Origin of the sequence: Rhodanobacter sp. MP1X3, from assembly GCF_014207165.1 — a bacterium.
In the GTDB taxonomy this organism is placed as follows: domain Bacteria; phylum Pseudomonadota; class Gammaproteobacteria; order Xanthomonadales; family Rhodanobacteraceae; genus Rhodanobacter.
In genome coordinates this window covers 495,106-513,013 of sequence record NZ_JACHCO010000002.1, presented here as the reverse complement: position 1 = coordinate 513,013, position 17,908 = coordinate 495,106, and the positions used below count along the sequence as shown (strand labels likewise).

Annotated in this window: 16 protein-coding genes; 8 read left to right on the top strand and 8 right to left on the bottom strand. The window is 57.6% G+C overall.

What is annotated here, in order from left to right:
* Nucleotides 1-29 precede the first annotated feature (29 nt).
* Both HDE79_RS08825 and HDE79_RS08820 read right to left on the bottom strand, forming a co-directional pair.
* Complete coding sequence (locus tag HDE79_RS08825) at nucleotides 30-1,304, bottom strand: ATP-binding protein (protein ID WP_184601552.1); 1,275 nt, start codon at nucleotides 1,302-1,304, stop codon at nucleotides 30-32.
* A 53-nt stretch (nucleotides 1,305-1,357) separates the two neighbouring features.
* Nucleotides 1,358-2,911: an oligopeptide:H+ symporter gene (locus HDE79_RS08820; protein ID WP_184601551.1), complete on the bottom strand. Its 1,554-nt coding sequence runs from the start codon at nucleotides 2,909-2,911 to the stop codon at nucleotides 1,358-1,360.
* A gap of 446 nt (nucleotides 2,912-3,357) precedes the next feature.
* Here HDE79_RS08820 and HDE79_RS08815 point away from each other — a divergent pair, with 446 nt between their 5' ends.
* The 4 genes from HDE79_RS08815 (at nucleotide 3,358) to HDE79_RS08800 (ending at nucleotide 5,849) form a co-directional block, all read left to right on the top strand.
* On the top strand, nucleotides 3,358-3,729 hold the full coding sequence (locus HDE79_RS08815; RefSeq protein ID WP_184601550.1) for a diacylglycerol kinase: 372 nt from the start codon (nucleotides 3,358-3,360) through the stop codon (nucleotides 3,727-3,729).
* Between the two features lie 106 nt (nucleotides 3,730-3,835).
* On the top strand, nucleotides 3,836-4,459 hold the full coding sequence (locus tag HDE79_RS08810; protein WP_221440088.1) for a LemA family protein: 624 nt from the start codon (nucleotides 3,836-3,838) through the stop codon (nucleotides 4,457-4,459).
* A 2-nt stretch (nucleotides 4,460-4,461) separates the two neighbouring features.
* Entirely contained in the window at nucleotides 4,462-5,346 is an 885-nt protein-coding gene (locus HDE79_RS08805; protein ID WP_184601548.1) for a TPM domain-containing protein, read from the top strand.
* Nucleotides 5,346-5,849, top strand: a complete 504-nt coding sequence (locus HDE79_RS08800) for a TPM domain-containing protein (RefSeq protein WP_184601547.1) — start codon at nucleotides 5,346-5,348, stop codon at nucleotides 5,847-5,849. The genes HDE79_RS08805 and HDE79_RS08800 overlap by 1 nt, the downstream gene beginning before the upstream one ends.
* Before the next feature lie 60 nt (nucleotides 5,850-5,909).
* Here HDE79_RS08800 and HDE79_RS08795 read toward each other — a convergent pair whose 3' ends face one another.
* Nucleotides 5,910-7,859 carry a S9 family peptidase gene (locus tag HDE79_RS08795; protein ID WP_255488336.1) on the bottom strand — a complete coding sequence of 650 codons (1,950 nt, stop codon included), beginning with the start codon at nucleotides 7,857-7,859 and terminating at the stop codon, nucleotides 5,910-5,912.
* Between the two features lie 173 nt (nucleotides 7,860-8,032).
* Here HDE79_RS08795 and lgt point away from each other — a divergent pair, with 173 nt between their 5' ends.
* The 4 genes from lgt (at nucleotide 8,033) to HDE79_RS08775 (ending at nucleotide 11,386) form a co-directional block, all read left to right on the top strand.
* Nucleotides 8,033-8,923, top strand: coding sequence for a prolipoprotein diacylglyceryl transferase (gene lgt / locus HDE79_RS08790; protein ID WP_184601546.1), 891 nt, complete (start codon nucleotides 8,033-8,035; stop codon nucleotides 8,921-8,923).
* A 6-nt stretch (nucleotides 8,924-8,929) separates the two neighbouring features.
* Nucleotides 8,930-9,724 carry a thymidylate synthase gene (locus tag HDE79_RS08785; protein ID WP_184601545.1) on the top strand — a complete coding sequence of 265 codons (795 nt, stop codon included), beginning with the start codon at nucleotides 8,930-8,932 and terminating at the stop codon, nucleotides 9,722-9,724.
* Nucleotides 9,725-9,897: 173 nt separating this feature from the next.
* Entirely contained in the window at nucleotides 9,898-10,386 is a 489-nt protein-coding gene (locus HDE79_RS08780; protein ID WP_184601544.1) for a dihydrofolate reductase, read from the top strand.
* Nucleotides 10,387-10,450: 64 nt separating this feature from the next.
* Nucleotides 10,451-11,386 (top strand): Nudix family hydrolase, encoded by a 936-nt coding sequence (locus HDE79_RS08775; RefSeq protein WP_184601543.1) that lies wholly within the window; start codon nucleotides 10,451-10,453, stop codon nucleotides 11,384-11,386.
* A 65-nt stretch (nucleotides 11,387-11,451) separates the two neighbouring features.
* Here HDE79_RS08775 and coaE read toward each other — a convergent pair whose 3' ends face one another.
* From coaE to pilB, 5 genes are all read right to left on the bottom strand, one after another.
* Nucleotides 11,452-12,072: a dephospho-CoA kinase gene (gene coaE / locus HDE79_RS08770; RefSeq protein WP_184601655.1), complete on the bottom strand. Its 621-nt coding sequence runs from the start codon at nucleotides 12,070-12,072 to the stop codon at nucleotides 11,452-11,454.
* 7 nt (nucleotides 12,073-12,079) lie between these two features.
* A complete protein-coding gene (locus tag HDE79_RS08765) occupies nucleotides 12,080-13,798 on the bottom strand; it encodes a phosphoethanolamine transferase (RefSeq protein WP_184601542.1) in 1,719 nt (572 codons plus the stop codon).
* Between the two features lie 8 nt (nucleotides 13,799-13,806).
* On the bottom strand, nucleotides 13,807-14,667 hold the full coding sequence (locus HDE79_RS08760; protein ID WP_184601541.1) for an A24 family peptidase: 861 nt from the start codon (nucleotides 14,665-14,667) through the stop codon (nucleotides 13,807-13,809).
* Between the two features lie 79 nt (nucleotides 14,668-14,746).
* The gene (locus HDE79_RS08755) at nucleotides 14,747-16,015 is read right to left on the bottom strand and encodes a type II secretion system F family protein (RefSeq protein ID WP_184601540.1); all 1,269 of its coding nucleotides are present in this window, start codon (nucleotides 16,013-16,015) and stop codon (nucleotides 14,747-14,749) included.
* A gap of 140 nt (nucleotides 16,016-16,155) precedes the next feature.
* Nucleotides 16,156-17,877 (bottom strand): type IV-A pilus assembly ATPase PilB, encoded by a 1,722-nt coding sequence (pilB, locus tag HDE79_RS08750; RefSeq protein ID WP_184601539.1) that lies wholly within the window; start codon nucleotides 17,875-17,877, stop codon nucleotides 16,156-16,158.
* Nucleotides 17,878-17,908: the final 31 nt, after the last annotated feature.

Genomic DNA, 17,908 nt, shown 5'->3' with positions numbered 1-17,908 from the left:
TCATTATGGCGATCTATAGCCCGTGTTAGCTATCGGTCGGCGATCACGGCCAGCGGCAGGCGCAGGCACATTTCGGCGCCGTGTTCGGTGTTGCCGGCGATCAGTTCGCCATTGAGTCGCTCGGCGGTCGCCTCGGCCAGTGCCAGGCCAATACCAAGGCCACCCTGTTTCTGCGACTCGCCAAGCAGTGCCAGTTCGCCGGTCACCGCAAAGCCAGGTCCTTCGTCGCGCACGCACAGCTGCAGCCAGCTGCCTTCGCGCACCACGATCAATGCGACCATCTGTGAGCCGCGACTGGCAGAAGCATCCGCCGCGTTGTTGAGTAGATTGAGCAGTGCATGGCGTAAACCCGGCGGTGTGCGCAGTGCAGTGCGGGAGGTGTTGTCGTCCAGCACCAGGGAGACATCCGCCTCTGGTCGCAGCAGCTGAAAACGTTCCAGGCAGCCGTGGGTGAACTGGGCGACGGTGAGCCGTTCCGATTCCTGCGACAGTTGTGCCTTGCCGAACGCCACCATCTCGCGAAGGATCGTGCGGCAGCGATTGACTTGGTCTTCCAGCAGCAGCAGATCTTCAGACAGCAGGCCGTCGGCGGCATAGTCACGACGCAGCTCAGGTAGCAGCGTGCGCATGGTCGATAGCGGCGTATTGAGTTCGTGCGCGGCGCCGGCGGCCTGGGTGGCGATGGCTAAAATGCCCTCGTCGCGTAGTGCCCGCTCGCGTACGCGCTGCACTTCATGCTGCTGCAGACGCAATGCGTGCGATAGCCGATTGATGAAAAACCCCAGCAGCAGCGCGCTGATCAGCAGATTGACGCCGGTGCCGGCCACATTCAGGGTCAGGTTGTTTTGGAAATCGTCGTGCATCGGCACTGGCAGCGGTACGTGCCAGGTGAGCAGAATCACGTAAGCCACGCCTGCCAGTGCAGATACTGCCAGCAATGCACGCGCCGACAACGCCGCCGCCGTCAAGGCGATGGGTACCAGCAGCAGGGTGATAAACGGATTGCTGGCGCCGCCGGTGAAATACAGCAGGTACCCAAGCACCAGCATATCGACGGCGATATGAACGAGGGTTTCCCGTTCGCGCATCGGCCATGGCTGGCTGAGCCGCCACGCAGCGAACACCGCAAACACTCCCAGCAGGCCAATGCCGACCAACAGTGGCAGCAGCGGAATCTGCAGTTGCATCCACCACGCGCAGAAAAGCACGGCGACGCTCTGGCCGGCGATGGCACAGATTCTCAGCCACGCCAGGGTGCGTGTGAGCGCAAACGGACCGATGCGTTGGGCTGGACGTCGCGTCATGGGTAATCAATCATCCAGCAAACCCGCCGCATCATGCGGCGGGTGGATGCGCATCAGGCGCGGTTGTCGAACTCCTCACTGCGAACGGCCGGCAGCGGATGGTGGTTGACCGCAGGATCGGAGTGGCTGGCCGACAGCCGGTTCATCAGCGGCAGCATGATCAGCGCGACCACCACGCAGGCGATGCCGACGAAGCCGAGCTTGTTGAACAGGCTCACGTAGATCGCCAGCGACTGTACTGGATCGGTGATGTTATCCGGGATGTGTGCCGCGTTGGCCACGATGCTGCCCAGATACTGCGACAGGCCCACCGCGACGTAATAAGCACCCATCATGAAGCCGCCCATGCGCGAGGGCACATAGCGCGCGATCATTGCCAGGCCCAGACCGCTGACCAGCATTTCGCCCAGCGAGTACCAGCCGTAGCCCCAGACCATGGTCCATGACGACACCTGGCCGTTGACCGCCGAGTGCCCACCGACGCCATACATGAAAAAGCCGATCGCGACTGCTGCAAAGCCCAGCGCAAACTTGAACGCGATGGAAGGATCCTTGCCGACGCGGCCCAGCGTGTTGTAGATCAAGACGAGTATCGGACTCAGGACCACGATCCAGATCGCGTTGAGGTTCTGATACTGCTCGGGAATCCAGTTGAACAGATGCATGCCGAAGAGGTCGAACGACAGGTTCACGTTGTGCTGCGCAAACAGGTTCAGCGATGTCGCCATCTGCGAGTAAAAGATAAAGAAGAAGATCGTCTGAACGGTAAGCACCAAGGCGGCGATTAGACCTGCGCGCTCGTTCTTCTGGCTGCTTCGGATCAAATGCGCGAATACGCAGAGGATGATCACGCCGGCGGTATACACGCAGGCTCGTGCCACCACCTGACTTTGCAGAATGAAAGCCACCACAAACACCAGCACGATGCCTGCTGCGAACACGGGCAGCGCACGGCGCATCTCCATCGGACGCTCGTCCGCCGGTGAGCCGATATGTGCCAGTGCACGCCTCATGAAAATGTAGTTGATCAAGCCCAGGATCAGGCCGATCGAGCAGACGCCGAAAGCGGTATGCCAGCCCATGTCGTCGCCGTAGCGCGCGGCCACGACGTTGCGGATCCATGGAGTCAGCGTCATCGAGATCATCGAGCCGATGTTCACCGCCATGTAGTAGATGGTGAAGGCGCTATCGATGCGGGTTTCGTCGCCCTCGTAGATCTTGCGCACCAAATTGCCCGCATTCGGCTTGAAGAAACCGTTGCCGACCACGATGACGCCGAGCGCGCAATACACCATGTACGGGTTGTTCGAGGGGATCCACAACATGGCGTAGCCCAACGCCAGCACCGTGGCGCCGATCAGCATGGTGCGGCGCGTGCCCAGCAGCTTGTCGCCGACCCAGCCGCCGATCGCTGGCGTGGCGTAGATCAAAGCGGCCGCCGCTCCCCAGACCAGATTGGCCTTGGTATCGACGAAGCCGAGCTTCTTCATCAAAAAAGTGACCATCAGCACCTGCATGCCGTAGAAGCCAAAGCGCTCCCACATTTCAATCAGGAAGACGGCGCTGAAGGAGCGATTTTGCGAGACGGGCGGATTCTGAATTGCCATTAACGTTTCCGTGCGTGATTCGATATACGTGGTTCGGGCCGCGGCTCTGCCGTGGCATCCCCTGTTCAAGGCGACTGTGGAGCGGGTCACATCTCTAGAAGCGTAACCTATTCACCACGCGGGTGTAGTAGCAGTGCAGCATGCGATGAGGGGGAGCCTTTACGGCTGCTCGGGCTGATGTGTAAGTCGCGGGAGCCAGCCAAATCTTGAAACATCGGGGCTTGTGGCATTATTAGTCGCTTGTGTTTGTTGATTGAACCGGCTGCTTGAAGCGTGCTGCTTTCAAGTCGCCTCTGGAACCAGGGACCTTGCCTCACCATGTTGATCGTTGCTTTTATTCCATCGCGCACCTTGGTGGCCAGGTCTTTTATCGCCAGCAAGCGCCAGTTCGATCGTCAATCTGCTGGCCAGTTGCTGCCAGCGATCGCCTGACCGGATCCCGGACGATGGCAGCCGAAGGTTTTCGCGGTCCCAAGCAGCTCTGGAAAGCATTTCAGTGGTCGATGAAAGGTTTTCGTGCCGGTTGGCGTCATGAAGCCTCGTTTCGACTGGAAGCCTGTCTGGCCATTGCTCTTATTCCGCTCGGACTATGGCTCGGCAACGGCGCGCTTGAAAAGCTCGCGCTGATTTTTCCGCCGATGCTGGTGCTCTCAGCCGAGTTGCTCAATTCCGCCATCGAGGCCGTAGTCGACAAAGTCAGTCCGGAATTTCATGAGCTGGCCGGCCGTGCCAAAGACATGGGCTCAGCCGCGGTTTTCGTGCTGCTGGTGCTGGTGGCGTTGAGTTGGGGGCTGATCCTGCTACCGCGTTGGTTCTGACCTAGCGCTACGGCGTCGGTCAGGAGTTTTGATCCGATCCCGGCACTTTATTGCGTATGGGCTGCAGGGGTGCTGCAATGGTAGTCAATCCGCAATGGAGCAAGCCTTGATGAAAACTTTGCGCGTACTGGTGCTTTTGCTGATTCTCGGTGGCCTGTCCGGTTGCGGCTATAACGCCATGCAGCGGCAGGATGAGGCGGTCAAGCAGGCCTGGTCCGAGGTGCTGAACCAGTATCAGCGGCGCGCCGATCTGGTGCCGAATCTGGTCAATACCGTCAAGGGCTATGCGCAGCACGAAGAGAAGGTTTTCGTCGAGGTAACCAATGCGCGCGCCAAAGTCGGCAGCCTGCAGGTCAATGCCGATACAGTGAATGACCCGGAAAAGCTGAAACAATTTCAGGCGGCGCAAGGTGAGTTGGGCGGCGCGCTGTCGCGACTGATGGTGGTCAGCGAGAACTATCCGCAGTTGAAGGCCGATGGCCTGTTCCAGAATCTGCAGGCGCAACTGGAGGGTACCGAAAATCGCGTGACCGTGGCACGCAACCGCTATATCCAGTCGGTGGCTGACTACAACTCGATGATCCGCACCTTTCCGAACAATCTCACCGCCAAGATGTTTGGCTACCAGATCAAACCGAATTTCAGCGTCGATAACGAGAAAGCGATCTCCACCGCACCAACCGTGGACTTCGGTACCAATACGCCAGCCCCTGCCAGCTCGGCCCATTGATGATGCCTCGGCGCCTTTCGCGCCTGTTGTCGATCCTGGCGATAGCTCTGCTGTCGCCGGTTTTACTGCATGCGGCCGATGCGGTGCCCACGCTCGCGCGTCACGTCACCGACCTGACCGGCACACTCACCGCGGCGCAGGTCGATCAGCTGGATTCGCAGTTGATTGCGCTGGAAAAAGCCAAGGGCGCGCAACTGGTGGTGCTGATGGTTCCGACCACCCAGCCGCAGGATATCGACGCTTATTCGATTGCGGTCGCCGAGGCCAACAAGATCGGCCGCAAAGGCACCGATGACGGTGTGCTTCTGCTCGTTGCAAAGAACGATCGGCAGGTGCGCATCGAGGTCGGTTATGGCCTGGAAGGCGCAATCCCTGATGCCGCTGCTGCACGCATCAGCCGCGAATACATCGCCCCCAAATTTCGCGTCAACGACTATTTCGGCGGCATCACGGATGCGGTTGGTGCGCTGACTCAGCTGATCGACGGCGAGCCGTTACCGCCGCCTGTGCAGGGCAACCCCGAGCATCAGCGTTCCGGCTTCGGATTGCAGCACGGGCTGATGATGGGGCTGTTTCTGGCGCTGTTCCTGCGTAGTGTGCTCGGGCGGGCGAACAGCTGGGTTCGTGCGCCGATTGGCGCGCTGTTCACCGGAGGCCTGTTGTGGCTGCTCGTGTCGACTGGCGCCGGCATCATTGGCGCGGTCATGGGCGGCATTCTGATGTTGCTGCCAGGCGGTGCCGGTGGTTTCATAGGCGGCGGTGGCTGGGGCGGATTCGGCGGTGGCGGGTTTGGTTCGGGTGGTGGTGGTTTTGGTGGGGGCGGAGGCGGTGGCTTCAGCGGCGGTGGAGGCAGCTTCGGCGGTGGCGGTTCGTCGGGGAGCTGGTGATGGCGCGACTGCAGCGGCTGCTGACCAACCTGTTCGGCCAATGGTTTGCCATGCGCCGCAGCTTTCCCGAATCGCTACTCGACGAAATGACCGCAGCCATCGCCAACGGTGAGCGCACGCATCTGGGTGAAGTACGATTTGCGGTCGAGTCTCGACTGTCGCCTTGGGCTGTGCTGGAAGGCGTCGATGCGGCGACCCGCGCACGCCAGATTTTCGCCCAGCTCCAAGTATGGGATACCGAGCACAACACCGGCGTTCTGTTTTACGTGCTGATGGCCGAAAAGCGCATTGAGATCGTCGCCGATCGCGGCATCGCCAACCGTGTTGCCCAGTCCGAATGGGACGCCGTCTGCGCCGCCATGCGCAACAGCTATGCGGCCGGGCGCTGGTGCGAAGGCAGCCTTGCGGGCATCGCCGCTGCGCATGCGCTGCTGGCGCAGCACTTTCCCAGCGAAGGTATCGACAATCCTGATGAATTGCCTGACCGTCCGGTATTGCTCTGACGAGGCGGCAAAAAAACGGCCACCTCGCGGTGGCCGTTTCCAGGGGGACCGGTTATCGAATCAGGAGCCCTTGCCGATGTATTTCTCCAGAAACGCCTGCAGTCGGGTGTAGAGTTCGATATTGTTCTTCTCATCATAAAAGCCGTGCCCTTCGCCCGGCTTGCTCATCCATTCATACGGCTTGTGGGCCGCATCGAGCGCTGCGCGCATCGCCTTGGCCTGGGCGAACGGCGCGCGCTGGTCGTCCTCACCGTGGATCAGAAATACCGGGACGTTGATCTGGTCAGCCAGCTTGTCGGGAGAGTTGGCCGCGAGGTCGGCTGGGTCGTCACCCATCTGGGCGCGTAATGCGTTGCGTCCGAGTTCGCTTTCCTGGGTGTCGCCCTTCGTGTATCGCATGGCCATGTCATAGATGCCGGCATAGCCGACGGCGCACTTGAACATGCCCGGTGCGCGGATCACGGCCATCATGGCCGAATAGCCGCCGAAACTGCCGCCGAACACGCATATACGCTTCGGATCGGCATATTTTTCTGCGATCGCCCATTTCACGCCATCAATCAGATCCTGTTGAATACCAGTGCCCCATTGGCGGTAACCGGCTTTCATGAAATCGGTGCCGCGTCCGCTTGAGCCGCGAAAGTTCACCTGCAAGACCAAATAGCCGCGATTGGCAAGAAACTGTGCAACGTTGTCGTAGGACCAATCGTCCTGCTCGTCGATTGGGCCGCCGTGCGGCAGCAGGACCATGGGCAGATTCGTCTCGGCGGCCCCCTTCGGAAAGGTCAGGATGGCTTCCAGTTCGGTGCCATTGCTGGCTTTGAAATGGAGTGGTCGCCGTTCGGCCATCTTGGCCGGATCGATCCATGGAGCCACGTCAAACAGCTTGCGTACTTTGTAACTGTGCGTGTCAATCAGGTAGTACGTGCCCGGATCACGGTCGCTGCTGACCCCGAAGAGCAACTGGCCACCGTCTTCGCTGTAGTTGATGAAGTCAACGGACTCACCCGGAAATTTCAGACTGAGTGCCATGTGCAGCTTGGCGGCATCCATGTTGGGGTCGACATAGCTGACTTTTGGAAGTCCGGTGGCAGGCACGGTGGCGAACGGCTGGTGCGGCAGGGCGGTCCATTCGATGCCGCCAATGCTGCTGGAATCGTCTTTGGCGAGCACTTTACGGTTGCCGCCATTTTCGTCTTCTTCGATCAAGGCGGTCGGGCCACCCGCAGCGGCATAGGTTGCATAGATGCGCTGGTGATCGGGAGTGAAGTCGATCGGCACAAAGCTTCGGCCCATCTCCGCGGTGTTCATCTGGACCCAGCTATTGGCTTCACGGTGATAGACGACGTACTTGTAGTCGTCGTTGACGCCATAGGCAAAGTGAGCTTTCCCGTCCGCGCCGACCATGAAGTCCATGTCGGCCACCCCGATATTGCCGATCAGAAGGCGTTTGTTGGCAGTCGCGTCTACATCGTAGAGCGAGCTCTCGCGGTCGGCATTCCACGCATGAGTAGTTATGTAGAAGTGGTTGTTTGCCGGCTCCGGTCGGCTGTCGTATTCGGCATAACCCTCGTCATGATTGCGGGTGCCCCCGCGGCTGCCGCCACCCTGGTAACCGTATAGGTAGTCCTGATGTTTGCCGTTCATGTCCGTGGCAATGATCTCACCGGTCAGCTCGGGCTTGTCGAGCGAGCCGAACTTCTGGCCTTTCATGATGACCAATCGCGTCGGACTGACCCAGTCGAAACTCGCCGGCAGCTCGTATTTCGGCATCCTCAGCATGCTGATTGGCGCGGTCATGTCAGAAAGCTTGTAGACGACCAGGGCGTGCTGGCCGCTATCGTCATCCACGCGTAGCGCCAGATACTGTCCATCCGGAGATAGTTGCGGCATCGACAACTCGGCGTGTTTCGCAAAGTCCTCAACCGGAAGCAGGTCCGCCGCCAACCCGGCAGCGGGTAGCATCACGCACATGAAGGCCAGCAAGGCCCTCATTCTTTGAGTAAACATCAATGTCCCCTTTATGGCTGTCTCAACGGAACCATATGCGTGGCGGATATTTCGCATACCAGCGGTTCGCCACAGGCTGTGAGTCTAGTCAAGCCAAGGTATCGCTGACAATGGCGCTGCAATGAGGGTAGGCGTCCCGCTAAACTGGACATTCCCATTACCGTGGTTCGCTCATGACCCAGCCTTTCATCGTCCAGTTCAACCCGGTGGCCTTCGGCCTGGGACCCATCCAGGTGCACTGGTACGGTTTGATGTATCTGCTGGGTTTTCTGGTCGTGGCAGTGCTGGGCGAATATCGCCGCAGGCGTGGTCGTCTGCCGGTGAGTCGAGAAACGTTGGGAGACCTGTTTTTCTACGGCATGATGGGCGTGATCATTGGCGGCCGCCTTTGGTACATGCTGTTTTATTACGCGGGTGGTCTTCACTGGATCTGGACCGAGCCGCTTGCGCTGTTCAGGGTGTGGGATGGCGGCATGAGTTTCCACGGTGGCCTGCTTGGCGTTTTGGCTGCAGGCCTGTGGTGGTCGCGCCGGCAACGGCTGCATTTTTTCGACACGATCGATTTCGTCGCGCCACTTGTTCCGATCGGTCTGGGGCTTGGCCGGCTTGGCAACTTCATCAACGGCGAGTTGTGGGGCAAGCCGACCACGTTATCGTGGGGCATGATTTTCCCAAACGCACGCGCCGATGATATTGCGTATGCCGAAAGCCATCCGACCTGGTTGCCCACGTTGCAGCAATTTGGCGGTTTGCCGCGTCATCCCTCCGAACTGTACGAAATGGCCCTTGAGGGAGCCGTGCTGTTTGTGGTGATCTGGCTGGTGTCGCTAAAGCCACGGCCACGTTATCTGGTATCGGGTCTGTTTGGACTGCTATACGGCTGTTTCCGCATTGCGATCGAATTCGTTCGGTTGCCGGATCCGCAGCTCGGTTATCTCGCGTTCGGCTGGGTGACGATGGGCCAGTTGCAGTCGTTGCCACTGATCGTGGTTGGACTGTGGTTGATCCTGCTGTCACGGCGCGCACCCACGTTGCCACTGGCTCCCATTAGCACGAAGGCCTGATTGATCATGCGCCCTTATCTCGATCTGCTAAGCCATGTGCTGGAACACGGCGCCGAGAAATCCGACCGCACCGGCACCGGCACGCGCAGCGTCTTTGGCTGGCAGATGCGCTTTGACCTGGCGCAGGGTTTCCCCCTGGTGACCACCAAGAAGCTGCATCTGAAATCGATTGTGCACGAGCTGATCTGGTTTCTGCGTGGTGATACCAATATTGCTTATCTGAAAGAAAATGGCGTGCGTATCTGGGATGAATGGGCCGACGCGGATGGCAATCTCGGCCCGGTCTATGGCCAACAGTGGCGAGCCTGGCCCACGGCCGATGGCGGCGTGGTCGATCAGATTGCCTGGGTGATCGATGAGATCAAACGCAACCCTGATTCGCGACGGCTGATAGTGAGTGCGTGGAATGTCGGGGAGCTGCCGAAGATGGCGTTGCTGCCTTGCCACAGCCTGTTCCAGTTCTACGTTGCTGATGGCAAGCTCAGTTGTCAGTTGTACCAGCGCTCGGGCGACATCTTTCTCGGCGTGCCGTTCAATATCGCTAGCTATGCCTTGTTGACGCATATGGTGGCGCAGGTATGCGGGCTGGGCGTAGGTGATTTCGTGCATACGCTGGGTGATGCGCATCTCTACAACAATCACGTGGAGCAGGCGCAGCTGCAGTTGAGCCGTGAGCCTCGTCCGCTGCCGCAGCTGCAGCTCAATCCCGAGGTGAGATCGATCTTCGATTTCCGCTTTGAAGACGTCGTCATCGAGAATTACACGTCACACCCGCTGATCAAGGGGGCCGTGGCGGTCTGAACGCTGCTTCAGCTGTGAGGCTTCAGGCCGATGGAGCAGAACCTCCGGGCACGACCGCCTGATAGTTGGGCGAGACGCCCTGCAGAGCCCCGGCCTGCTAAGATTCGTCGCCGCTGGTACTGACTCCTTGAGGTCAGAAGCCAACTTACCGATCATGCTTTCCAAGGAATTTCATGGCTATTTCGCTGATTGCCGCGCTTGATGAGAACTTTGCCATTGGCCTCAAGGGGCAATTGCCTTGGCATTTGCCGGATGATTTGCGTTGGTTCAAGCAGTTGACCACCGGCAAGAACGTGCTGATGGGTTACAACACCGCTATATCCATTGGCCGTGCGCTACCGGATCGCGTCAACATGGTGCTTTCCCGCCGGCACGAAGCACCATTTCCGGGTCAGATTACCGTGCGCTCGGTGGAAGAAGCGCTGGCGCGTACCGATCAGACCGGCCTGATGGTGATTGGCGGCGGTCAGGTATTTGCCGAGGCATTGCCGATTGCCCGTCGCATGTATCTGACCTGGGTCAGCGCAGCGATCAACGGTGCGGATACCTTCTTTCCCGGCACGCATTTCAGCGACTGGACCGAAGTTTCCCGTGTGCATCACAAGGCCGATGCCGAACACGCTTACGACTTCGATATGGTCGAGTACCTGCGCAGCAACTGACGGAACTACCCGTCGCGGCCGCTGGCATTTGATGACACGCTCTAGCTACCGAGTCCCGCCCGCCATGCATGTGATGGCCGGTCTCATCGTTGATACGGATGGACGCGTGCTGCTGGCGGAGCGTCCGCAGGGTAAGCATCTTGCAGGATTCTGGGAGTTCCCCGGCGGCAAGCTTGAGCCGGGCGAATCACCATTCGCAGCGTTAGCCCGTGAATTGCGCGAGGAGCTTGGTATCGAGCTCAAGTCGGCCACGCCACTTATACGAGTGCCGTGGACCTACGATGACCGCACCTTGGTGCTGGACGCCTGGCATGTGGATCGATGGGACGGTATGCCGCAATCGCTGGAAGGACAGGCGCTGCAATGGTGCGATCCCGCGCAGATTGATCCGGAAAGCATGACGCCTGCTGATCGGCCGATCCTGCAGGCGCTGCGGCTACCGGCCATGTATATGATCACGCCTGCCGATGTCACGCTCGATCAGCGTGATGAATGGCGCGAGCGAATCTGTCGGGCAATTCAAGACGGTGTGCGGCTGTTGCAGCTTCATCTGCCGCTCTGGCCGGTCACGGCCGTTCGTTCGTTTGCAGCGGAGTTATTGCCGACCACTCGCAAGTACGGCGCGCAGCTTCTGCTCAATGGCGATATTGAGGGTGCGCAGGGACTCGGTGTCGGTGCTCACATCACCAGCGAACAGTTGCTGAAAACCTCGGAGCGGCCTTTGCCGTGGCATCAACTGATTAGTGTCGGTTGCCACGATGCGTCGCAATTGGCCAAAGCAACAGAGATACAAGCGGACTTCGCTATCTTGCCTTTGAAAATGGCTTCAGTCGGCGGTACGGATGCCCTGCGGGCGGAATGGTCAGACTTCCAGTTGCTCGCAGAAGAAGCTTCGTTACCGGTGTATACCGTGGGCGTACTCGGTTCACGGGACCTGACGCAAGCAAAGCAGATGGGTGCCCAAGGCATGGCGGGTATTCTGGGATTCTGGCCGATTTGAAGAGTGTTGTCTGAGTAGACGAAATATCGGGTGTCTGCCCATTCAGCGAAGGCACAATGCGTTCATTACTGGGCTCGTTGTGACAGCGCCAGAAATTTCTGATGCAGCTGAGCAACAGCCATATCGAGCGCGACCTCGTCGCCGCTGTTGTCGATGACGTAATCCGCTAGCGCCAGTCGCTCCGCGCGGCTGGCCTGCTGGGCGAGCATGCGGCGAGCCAATGTTTCATCAATACCATCACGCAGGACAAGTCGGTCGAGTTGCGCCGACTCCGGCGCGTCGACCAGCAGCACATGTTTGATCCACCGGTAGTGCGCGAGGTTCTCAGCCAGCAAGGGAATGGCCAGCAGACAATAAGGCCCGGTCTCGGCGGCAACACGATCGCGCAACCAGTCGCGAACGAGAGGGTGAATAATCGCCTCCAGTTTGCGTCGGGCCATTGGGTCCGTGAATACCCTTTCTCGCATGGCCCGGCGGTCCAACTTGCCCATGGCATCAAGCACATCCGCACCAAAAGCCTCAATTACGGCGCTCAGTCCCGATGTACCCGGTGCAATCACTTCCCGCGCTGCGATATCAGCATCGTGTACGTGTATGCCTAGCGCCTCAAACCTGCGTGCCACAGCGCTCTTCCCAGCCGCGACGCCACCCGTGATGGCCACTATCTGTGTGACTGGGTCGAAGATGTGCAATTTAATGGCTTTCCGTATTCGCGCCTGGTGGCAAAACAATCGCGCACTTTTTGCTGAATACGGCTTTGTCGAAGTCGGTTTGCCAAATAGAATTAACGATGCGGGGTTCGTACCGCCAGCTGGTACTAAACAGACTTTTTTGACGATCGAGGCCGGGGAATTCAATCCCCGCCATGTCGAACAGCGATTCAAACGTGTCCGCGCTTAAGGTGGGCTTATCGGCGTTGGCTCGAAATGCGGTCAGCCGTTGAGGGAATGCTTTAGCGTAAGAATCTGAATACCAGAGCAGGCCGGGAACCTCAAATTCGTAACGAGTTCCTTCGCCGTGCCCAGTTTTTGAGCAGGTTGGTGTTGCCAGCGCTTCTCCATGATCAGATACGTAAAATAGCGTACTGATTGCATTATCCGTACGGAGAATATTGATTGCCTGCGCTAATACGTGATCAGTGTAAAGAATGCTGTTGTCGTAGCTGTTTGGTTGCCGCTCTCCTGATGACAAACTGCTGTTCTCATCGTCGAACGTTGGCCGAAAGTGTTTGAATTCTGCTGGATAACGTTTGTCATAGCTGTCATGGCTGCCCATCATGTGCAACACGATGAAAAGATCCTTATGGGATTCCTTCAGTACGTCACGTAATGGCTGCAGGAGCACCTCGTCATAGCTGCCTGCTGACGCTAACGTAGCATGGTTGAGGAACAGGGTGTTATTCGCCTCAAGCGCGTACATTGATACAGGTGAATCGAACTCCCCCACCGGTGATTGGTTTGATATCCACCATGTTTCGAAACCAGCCTCCTGCATTGCGCGCAAGATCGAAGCCTCCGTTCCGGTCAATCGCGTGTCGTTTATAGACTTTCTTGTCAATAATTGTGGTATGGCCATTATCGTTACGGGCCACGACGACAGCATATTTGGAATTGGAATCAGGTTCGGCACTTTGACTAATTCTGGATTTGTCGTGCGCTTATAGCCGAACAACTGCCAGCGATCTCGGCGGCTGCTTTCACCGATTACCAACACATATACTTGGCGATGAGCGACGGGCGCTGTGCGGTAAGCGCCGTAATGAAACGAATCAAGCTTGGAGCTATTGGCCCGAACCTCTTGCCATTGCGATCGGTATTTTTCGATCCGCTGCAGGAGCCCAAAAGGATAACCAGACTCAATCAAGTCACTCAGTTCCGACACCATATGTTCGCCCGGATGCAGACGCTCAGGTATGACAAATGTGGCAATCGCTCCAACCAGCGGCAAAGCAATAATTAAGGCAATAACGAGCGAGCGTGACTTATGTTGCCAGCCGACTGACGATTGCCACGCCCAGTGTGAAGCAATAAAGCCTATTAAGGCGCCGCCGACAACGCATGCTGATACTGGCAGCAACGATATTCCCAAATATTCGTAGGTCTCTCGTGGTGTGCTGGCAAACAAGGTGGCCAATATCTCCGCATTAGTAGGATGCAGATACGTCGCTATGTAGCCTGCCTCGATGGGCGCTAATACCGCGAACGGTACGAGAAAAATGCAGCCCAGCCACATTCTTTTGCCAAACACAGCGAAAAAAAACGTCAGCAAAAGCGTAGGAATGATCAGCCCCGGTATCCATATGAGCGATCCATATCCCACGTAGATCCAAATAAGGTTCGGCAACATCAGAAGTACAATAAGTGCAGATATTGCGACCCATGAGCGACGTTTTAGACTCAGTGAAAAACGCATACTGGACTTTATCTGGCCAAGTTGAACATGGTGAAGTAGCTCTCCAGCATGCGATGGCCAAAAATAAACCATACCCAACCGGCCGCAGCAATGAATGGCCCAAACGGCATGGGGATCTGGCTATCCCGCTTGCGCAACACGATTAAGCTACTGCCTACCAACGCGCCGATCAACGAGGAAAGCAAAACGATGGGTAACAGTGAAACCGGCCCCATCCATGCGCCAAGTGCAGCCAGCAATTTGAAGTCGCCATAGCCCATGCCTTCCTTACCAGTCAGCAGTTTGAAAAGCCAGTAGACGCTCCATAGGCTCAGGTAGCCGATAGCTGCTCCAATGATGGCCGATGGTGCAGCGACGAACATCGGCAAAAGCGCCAGCAACAATCCTAACCACAGCAAGGGTAAGGTCAACTGATCCGGCAATAGCTGTGTGCGGAAATCAATGCCAGAAAGCGCAATCAGGGACCAGGTAAACACCAGTCCGGCAAGGGCTGACCATGACGGACCGAATTTCCAGACGATGACGGCACTGAGTACACCGCACAGCAATTCCACCAAGGGATACTGGATGGAAATTTTCATCTGGCAGTAGCGGCAACGTCCTCGCAAAAACAGCCAGCCAAACACAGGAATATTGTCTAGCGCCGACAGCGTGTGCTTGCACTGCGGACAATGTGATGGTTCGCGCACGATACCGGGTGGTAGCGGCACTGGCTCGGCTTCCAGCGCCAGTACTTCGCGCGCCTCCTGCTCCCACGATGCCGCCATACGCTCAGGCAAGCGCAAAATAACCACATTGAGAAAACTTCCCATGACCAATCCAAGCACACCGGCAAAGGCAATCCAGACCACCAGTGGCATCTCGGGCATGACTTAATTCCTGAGCTAAACAAAACGCCGCATCATCACCAGGCAATGGCAACTCTGCGGCGTCTCTGAACAACGAATTTTAGAATGTGCCGGCTAGCTTGAAGATCGGCAGATACAGAGCGATCACGATGCCACCCACGATGGTACCGAGAACCACCATGATGAGTGGCTCGAGCAGCGTGGATAGCGTATCGACGGCGTTCTCGACCTCTTCTTCGTAGAACTCGGCAACCTTGAACAGCATATTGTCCAATGCGCCTGACTCTTCGCCAATCGCAACCATTTGAACCACCATGTTGGGAAACAGATTCGTCTGCTTCATCGCCAGTTGCAATTGATGGCCTACGGCAATGTCTTCGCGCATCTGGCGCACGGCGTCACCGTAGACAATGCTACCAGTGGCACCAGCCACAGCGTCCAGCGCCTCGACTAGGGGGACACCGGCGCGGAAAGTCACACCCAGCGTGCGCGCAAAGCGGGCGACGGCCGAGTTACGCACGATATCGCCCATGACCGGCATTTTCAGCGCAACCCGATCCATGAAATGCGCAAATTTTGGAGAGCGTTTTTTTGCGATGACGATGGCTGCAATGCTGCCACCGATAATTCCGATCACAACCCACCAATAACTTTGCATGAACTTCGATGCGTCAACGAGAAGCTGGGTCGGAGCGGGCAGCTGTGCACCAGCGTCCTCAAAGGTCTTGGCAAATACCGGCACCACGAACAACAACATGATCAGGATGACGACAAAAACCACGGCTAGCACCATCATCGGGTAAAACAGCGCTTTCTTGATCTTCTTCTTGAGCGCTTCGGTACGTTCCTTGTAAGTGGCGACCGTATCGAGCACGGTATCCAGCACACCTGAGGTTTCCCCTGCGTGGACCAGATTGCAGTAAAGCTCATCGAACTGCAGCGGATATTGGGCTAGTGCCTCGTGCAGCGCTGCGCCACCTTCAATGTTCTGCTTCACATCCAACAGCATGTTTTTGAAGCGGATGTTTTTTTGACCATCGGCGATGATGTCAAACGACTGCACCATCGGCACACCCGAAGCCATCATGGTCGCGATCTGCCGGCTGAAAACGGCCACATCTCCCGGCTTGACCTTTTTGCCGGTGGATCCGAACAGCGGTTTTGCGCGTTCCCGCACGGTTTGCGGGTTCATGCCCTGGCGACGCAGTTCAGCCTTGACCAATGAGGCGTTCTTTGCCGGCATGTCGCCTTTCATGCGTTTGCCGCGCTTGTCCAGGGCAACCCATTCATAGGTTGCCTGCTTGCTGACTTCAGCGCGCTGAGCACCGAGTGCTCGCGACTTGTTTGCTGCTGTGTTAGCCGTGGCCATGCCGTTTTCCCCTGTGGTCCAGCTCAGACCCGTCAGCAAACATGACACTGACAAGGTATTTAGCCAATTTATCTCAAATCACGACTGTAAACCGTGGTCGCGTGCGCAAGTTCATTGCAGCATTCGGGGCGGTTTACGGTTTAATCCTTGGTCACACGATCAATTTCCGCGAGACTCGTAAAACCATTTTTGACTTTAAGCATCGCTGACGCGCGCAGATCATTGATACCCGCAGCTTTGGCTACTTCGGCAATTTGCAGGGCGTTGCCACCCTTGAGCACGATCTTCTGGATGTCTTCAAGCATTGGCATCACCTGATAGATACCTACCCGACCTTTGTAGCCTTCATTGCAGCCATCGCATCCGACAGCTTGATAAATGACCATGCCGGAATCAATGTCGGCCTGGGTAAAGCCGGCCTTGAGCAGCACCTCGGGCGGCAGTTCTTGCGGCTTCTTGCACTCATGCAGGCGCCGCGCCAATCGTTGCGCGATGATCAACGTGACCGAGGACGTGATGTTGTAAGGCGCAATACCCATGTTCATCAGACGCGCGATGGTCTGCGCCGCATCATTGGTATGCAGGGTGGACAGCACCATGTGGCCGGTCTGCGCAGCCTTGATCGCGATCTCGGCGGTCTCCAGGTCACGAATTTCGCCGACCATGATCACGTCGGGATCCTGTCGCAGAAACGAGCGCAGCGCGCTGGCGAAGGTCATGCCGCGTTTGACGTTTTGCTGAACCTGGTTGATGCCCTCGACGCGGATTTCGACCGGATCCTCCACCGTTGAGATATTGCGTTCGGCCGTATTGAGCATATTCAACCCGGTATACAACGACACCGTCTTGCCGGAGCCGGTCGGGCCGGTAACCAGCACCATGCCGTAGGGCTTGTGGATGGCGTCGATATAAAGCTTCTGCTGTTCCGGCTCGTAACCCAGCTTCTCAATGCCGATCTTGGCCGAAGAACCGTCCAGGATACGCAACACAATTTTCTCGCCAAACAGCGTTGGTAGGGTGCTCACGCGAAAATCGATTGCACGTGTCTTGGACAGGTTGAGCTTGATTCGGCCGTCCTGTGGCGTGCGTTTTTCTGCGATATCCAGCTGCGCCATAACCTTCAATCGCGATGAGATACGATTGGCCATCTTCATCGGCGGGCTGGCTACAGCCTTGAGCATGCCGTCCATGCGCAGACGAACCCGGTACTGCGTCTCAAACGGCTCGAAGTGGATATCCGAGGCGCCGCGACGGATGGCGTCCACCAGAATCTTGTTGATGAACTTGACGACGGGAGCGTCATCATTGGCATTTGCATCGATGCCTGTCTGTTCGGCCTCCTCATCACCACCCTCGAGATCCAGGCCTTCCAAATCGCCGCCGCCCAAATCGGGCATGGTGTCCCGCATATTGTTGAGCAGGCTTTCGATCACGCGTACCAGCGAACCGCGCTCGACCAGGATAGGCTCGACCATGCAGTTGGAGTGAAACTTGATCTCGTCCAGCGCATGCGACTGCATGGGGTCAGCAATGCCGACAAAAAGACGTTTGCCGCGGCGAAACAACGGCAGCGCCTGATGCTTGCTGATCAGAGCCTCGCTGATCAGATCGAGCGGCATATTGGCAGGATTGAGTGACGCCACATCAATCATCGGCATGCCAAATTCAGCCGAAGCGATCTGCGTCAGCTGAATACTCTCGACGAGGTTGTGATCGAGCAACCAGGAAGCGAGGGCAGTCTTGTTCTGGACGCTGTCGGCCATCGCCTTGCGCACGTCGGCCTCGGGCAACACGCCCTCCGAAACCAGTCGGCGAGCCATCCCTGACAGGCCCACTAGCGACGGCTGCAATTGTGATGACATGGTTTCTGACCCCTTGCGCGTATGTAATTGA

Coding starts and splice junctions, on each gene's coding strand:
- HDE79_RS08800 (WP_184601547.1), top strand. CDS start 5,346: ATGGCGCGACTGCAGCGGCTGCTGACCAACCTGTTCGGCCAATGGTTT.
- HDE79_RS08795 (WP_255488336.1), bottom strand. CDS start 7,859: ATGTTTACTCAAAGAATGAGGGCCTTGCTGGCCTTCATGTGCGTGATG.
- HDE79_RS08805 (WP_184601548.1), top strand. CDS start 4,462: ATGCCTCGGCGCCTTTCGCGCCTGTTGTCGATCCTGGCGATAGCTCTG.
- pilB (WP_184601539.1), bottom strand. CDS start 17,877: ATGTCATCACAATTGCAGCCGTCGCTAGTGGGCCTGTCAGGGATGGCT.
- HDE79_RS08755 (WP_184601540.1), bottom strand. CDS start 16,015: ATGGCCACGGCTAACACAGCAGCAAACAAGTCGCGAGCACTCGGTGCT.
- HDE79_RS08765 (WP_184601542.1), bottom strand. CDS start 13,798: ATGCGTTTTTCACTGAGTCTAAAACGTCGCTCATGGGTCGCAATATCT.
- HDE79_RS08775 (WP_184601543.1), top strand. CDS start 10,451: ATGCATGTGATGGCCGGTCTCATCGTTGATACGGATGGACGCGTGCTG.
- HDE79_RS08815 (WP_184601550.1), top strand. CDS start 3,358: ATGGCAGCCGAAGGTTTTCGCGGTCCCAAGCAGCTCTGGAAAGCATTT.
- HDE79_RS08820 (WP_184601551.1), bottom strand. CDS start 2,911: ATGGCAATTCAGAATCCGCCCGTCTCGCAAAATCGCTCCTTCAGCGCC.
- lgt (WP_184601546.1), top strand. CDS start 8,033: ATGACCCAGCCTTTCATCGTCCAGTTCAACCCGGTGGCCTTCGGCCTG.
- HDE79_RS08785 (WP_184601545.1), top strand. CDS start 8,930: ATGCGCCCTTATCTCGATCTGCTAAGCCATGTGCTGGAACACGGCGCC.
- HDE79_RS08760 (WP_184601541.1), bottom strand. CDS start 14,667: ATGCCCGAGATGCCACTGGTGGTCTGGATTGCCTTTGCCGGTGTGCTT.
- HDE79_RS08780 (WP_184601544.1), top strand. CDS start 9,898: ATGGCTATTTCGCTGATTGCCGCGCTTGATGAGAACTTTGCCATTGGC.
- HDE79_RS08825 (WP_184601552.1), bottom strand. CDS start 1,304: ATGACGCGACGTCCAGCCCAACGCATCGGTCCGTTTGCGCTCACACGC.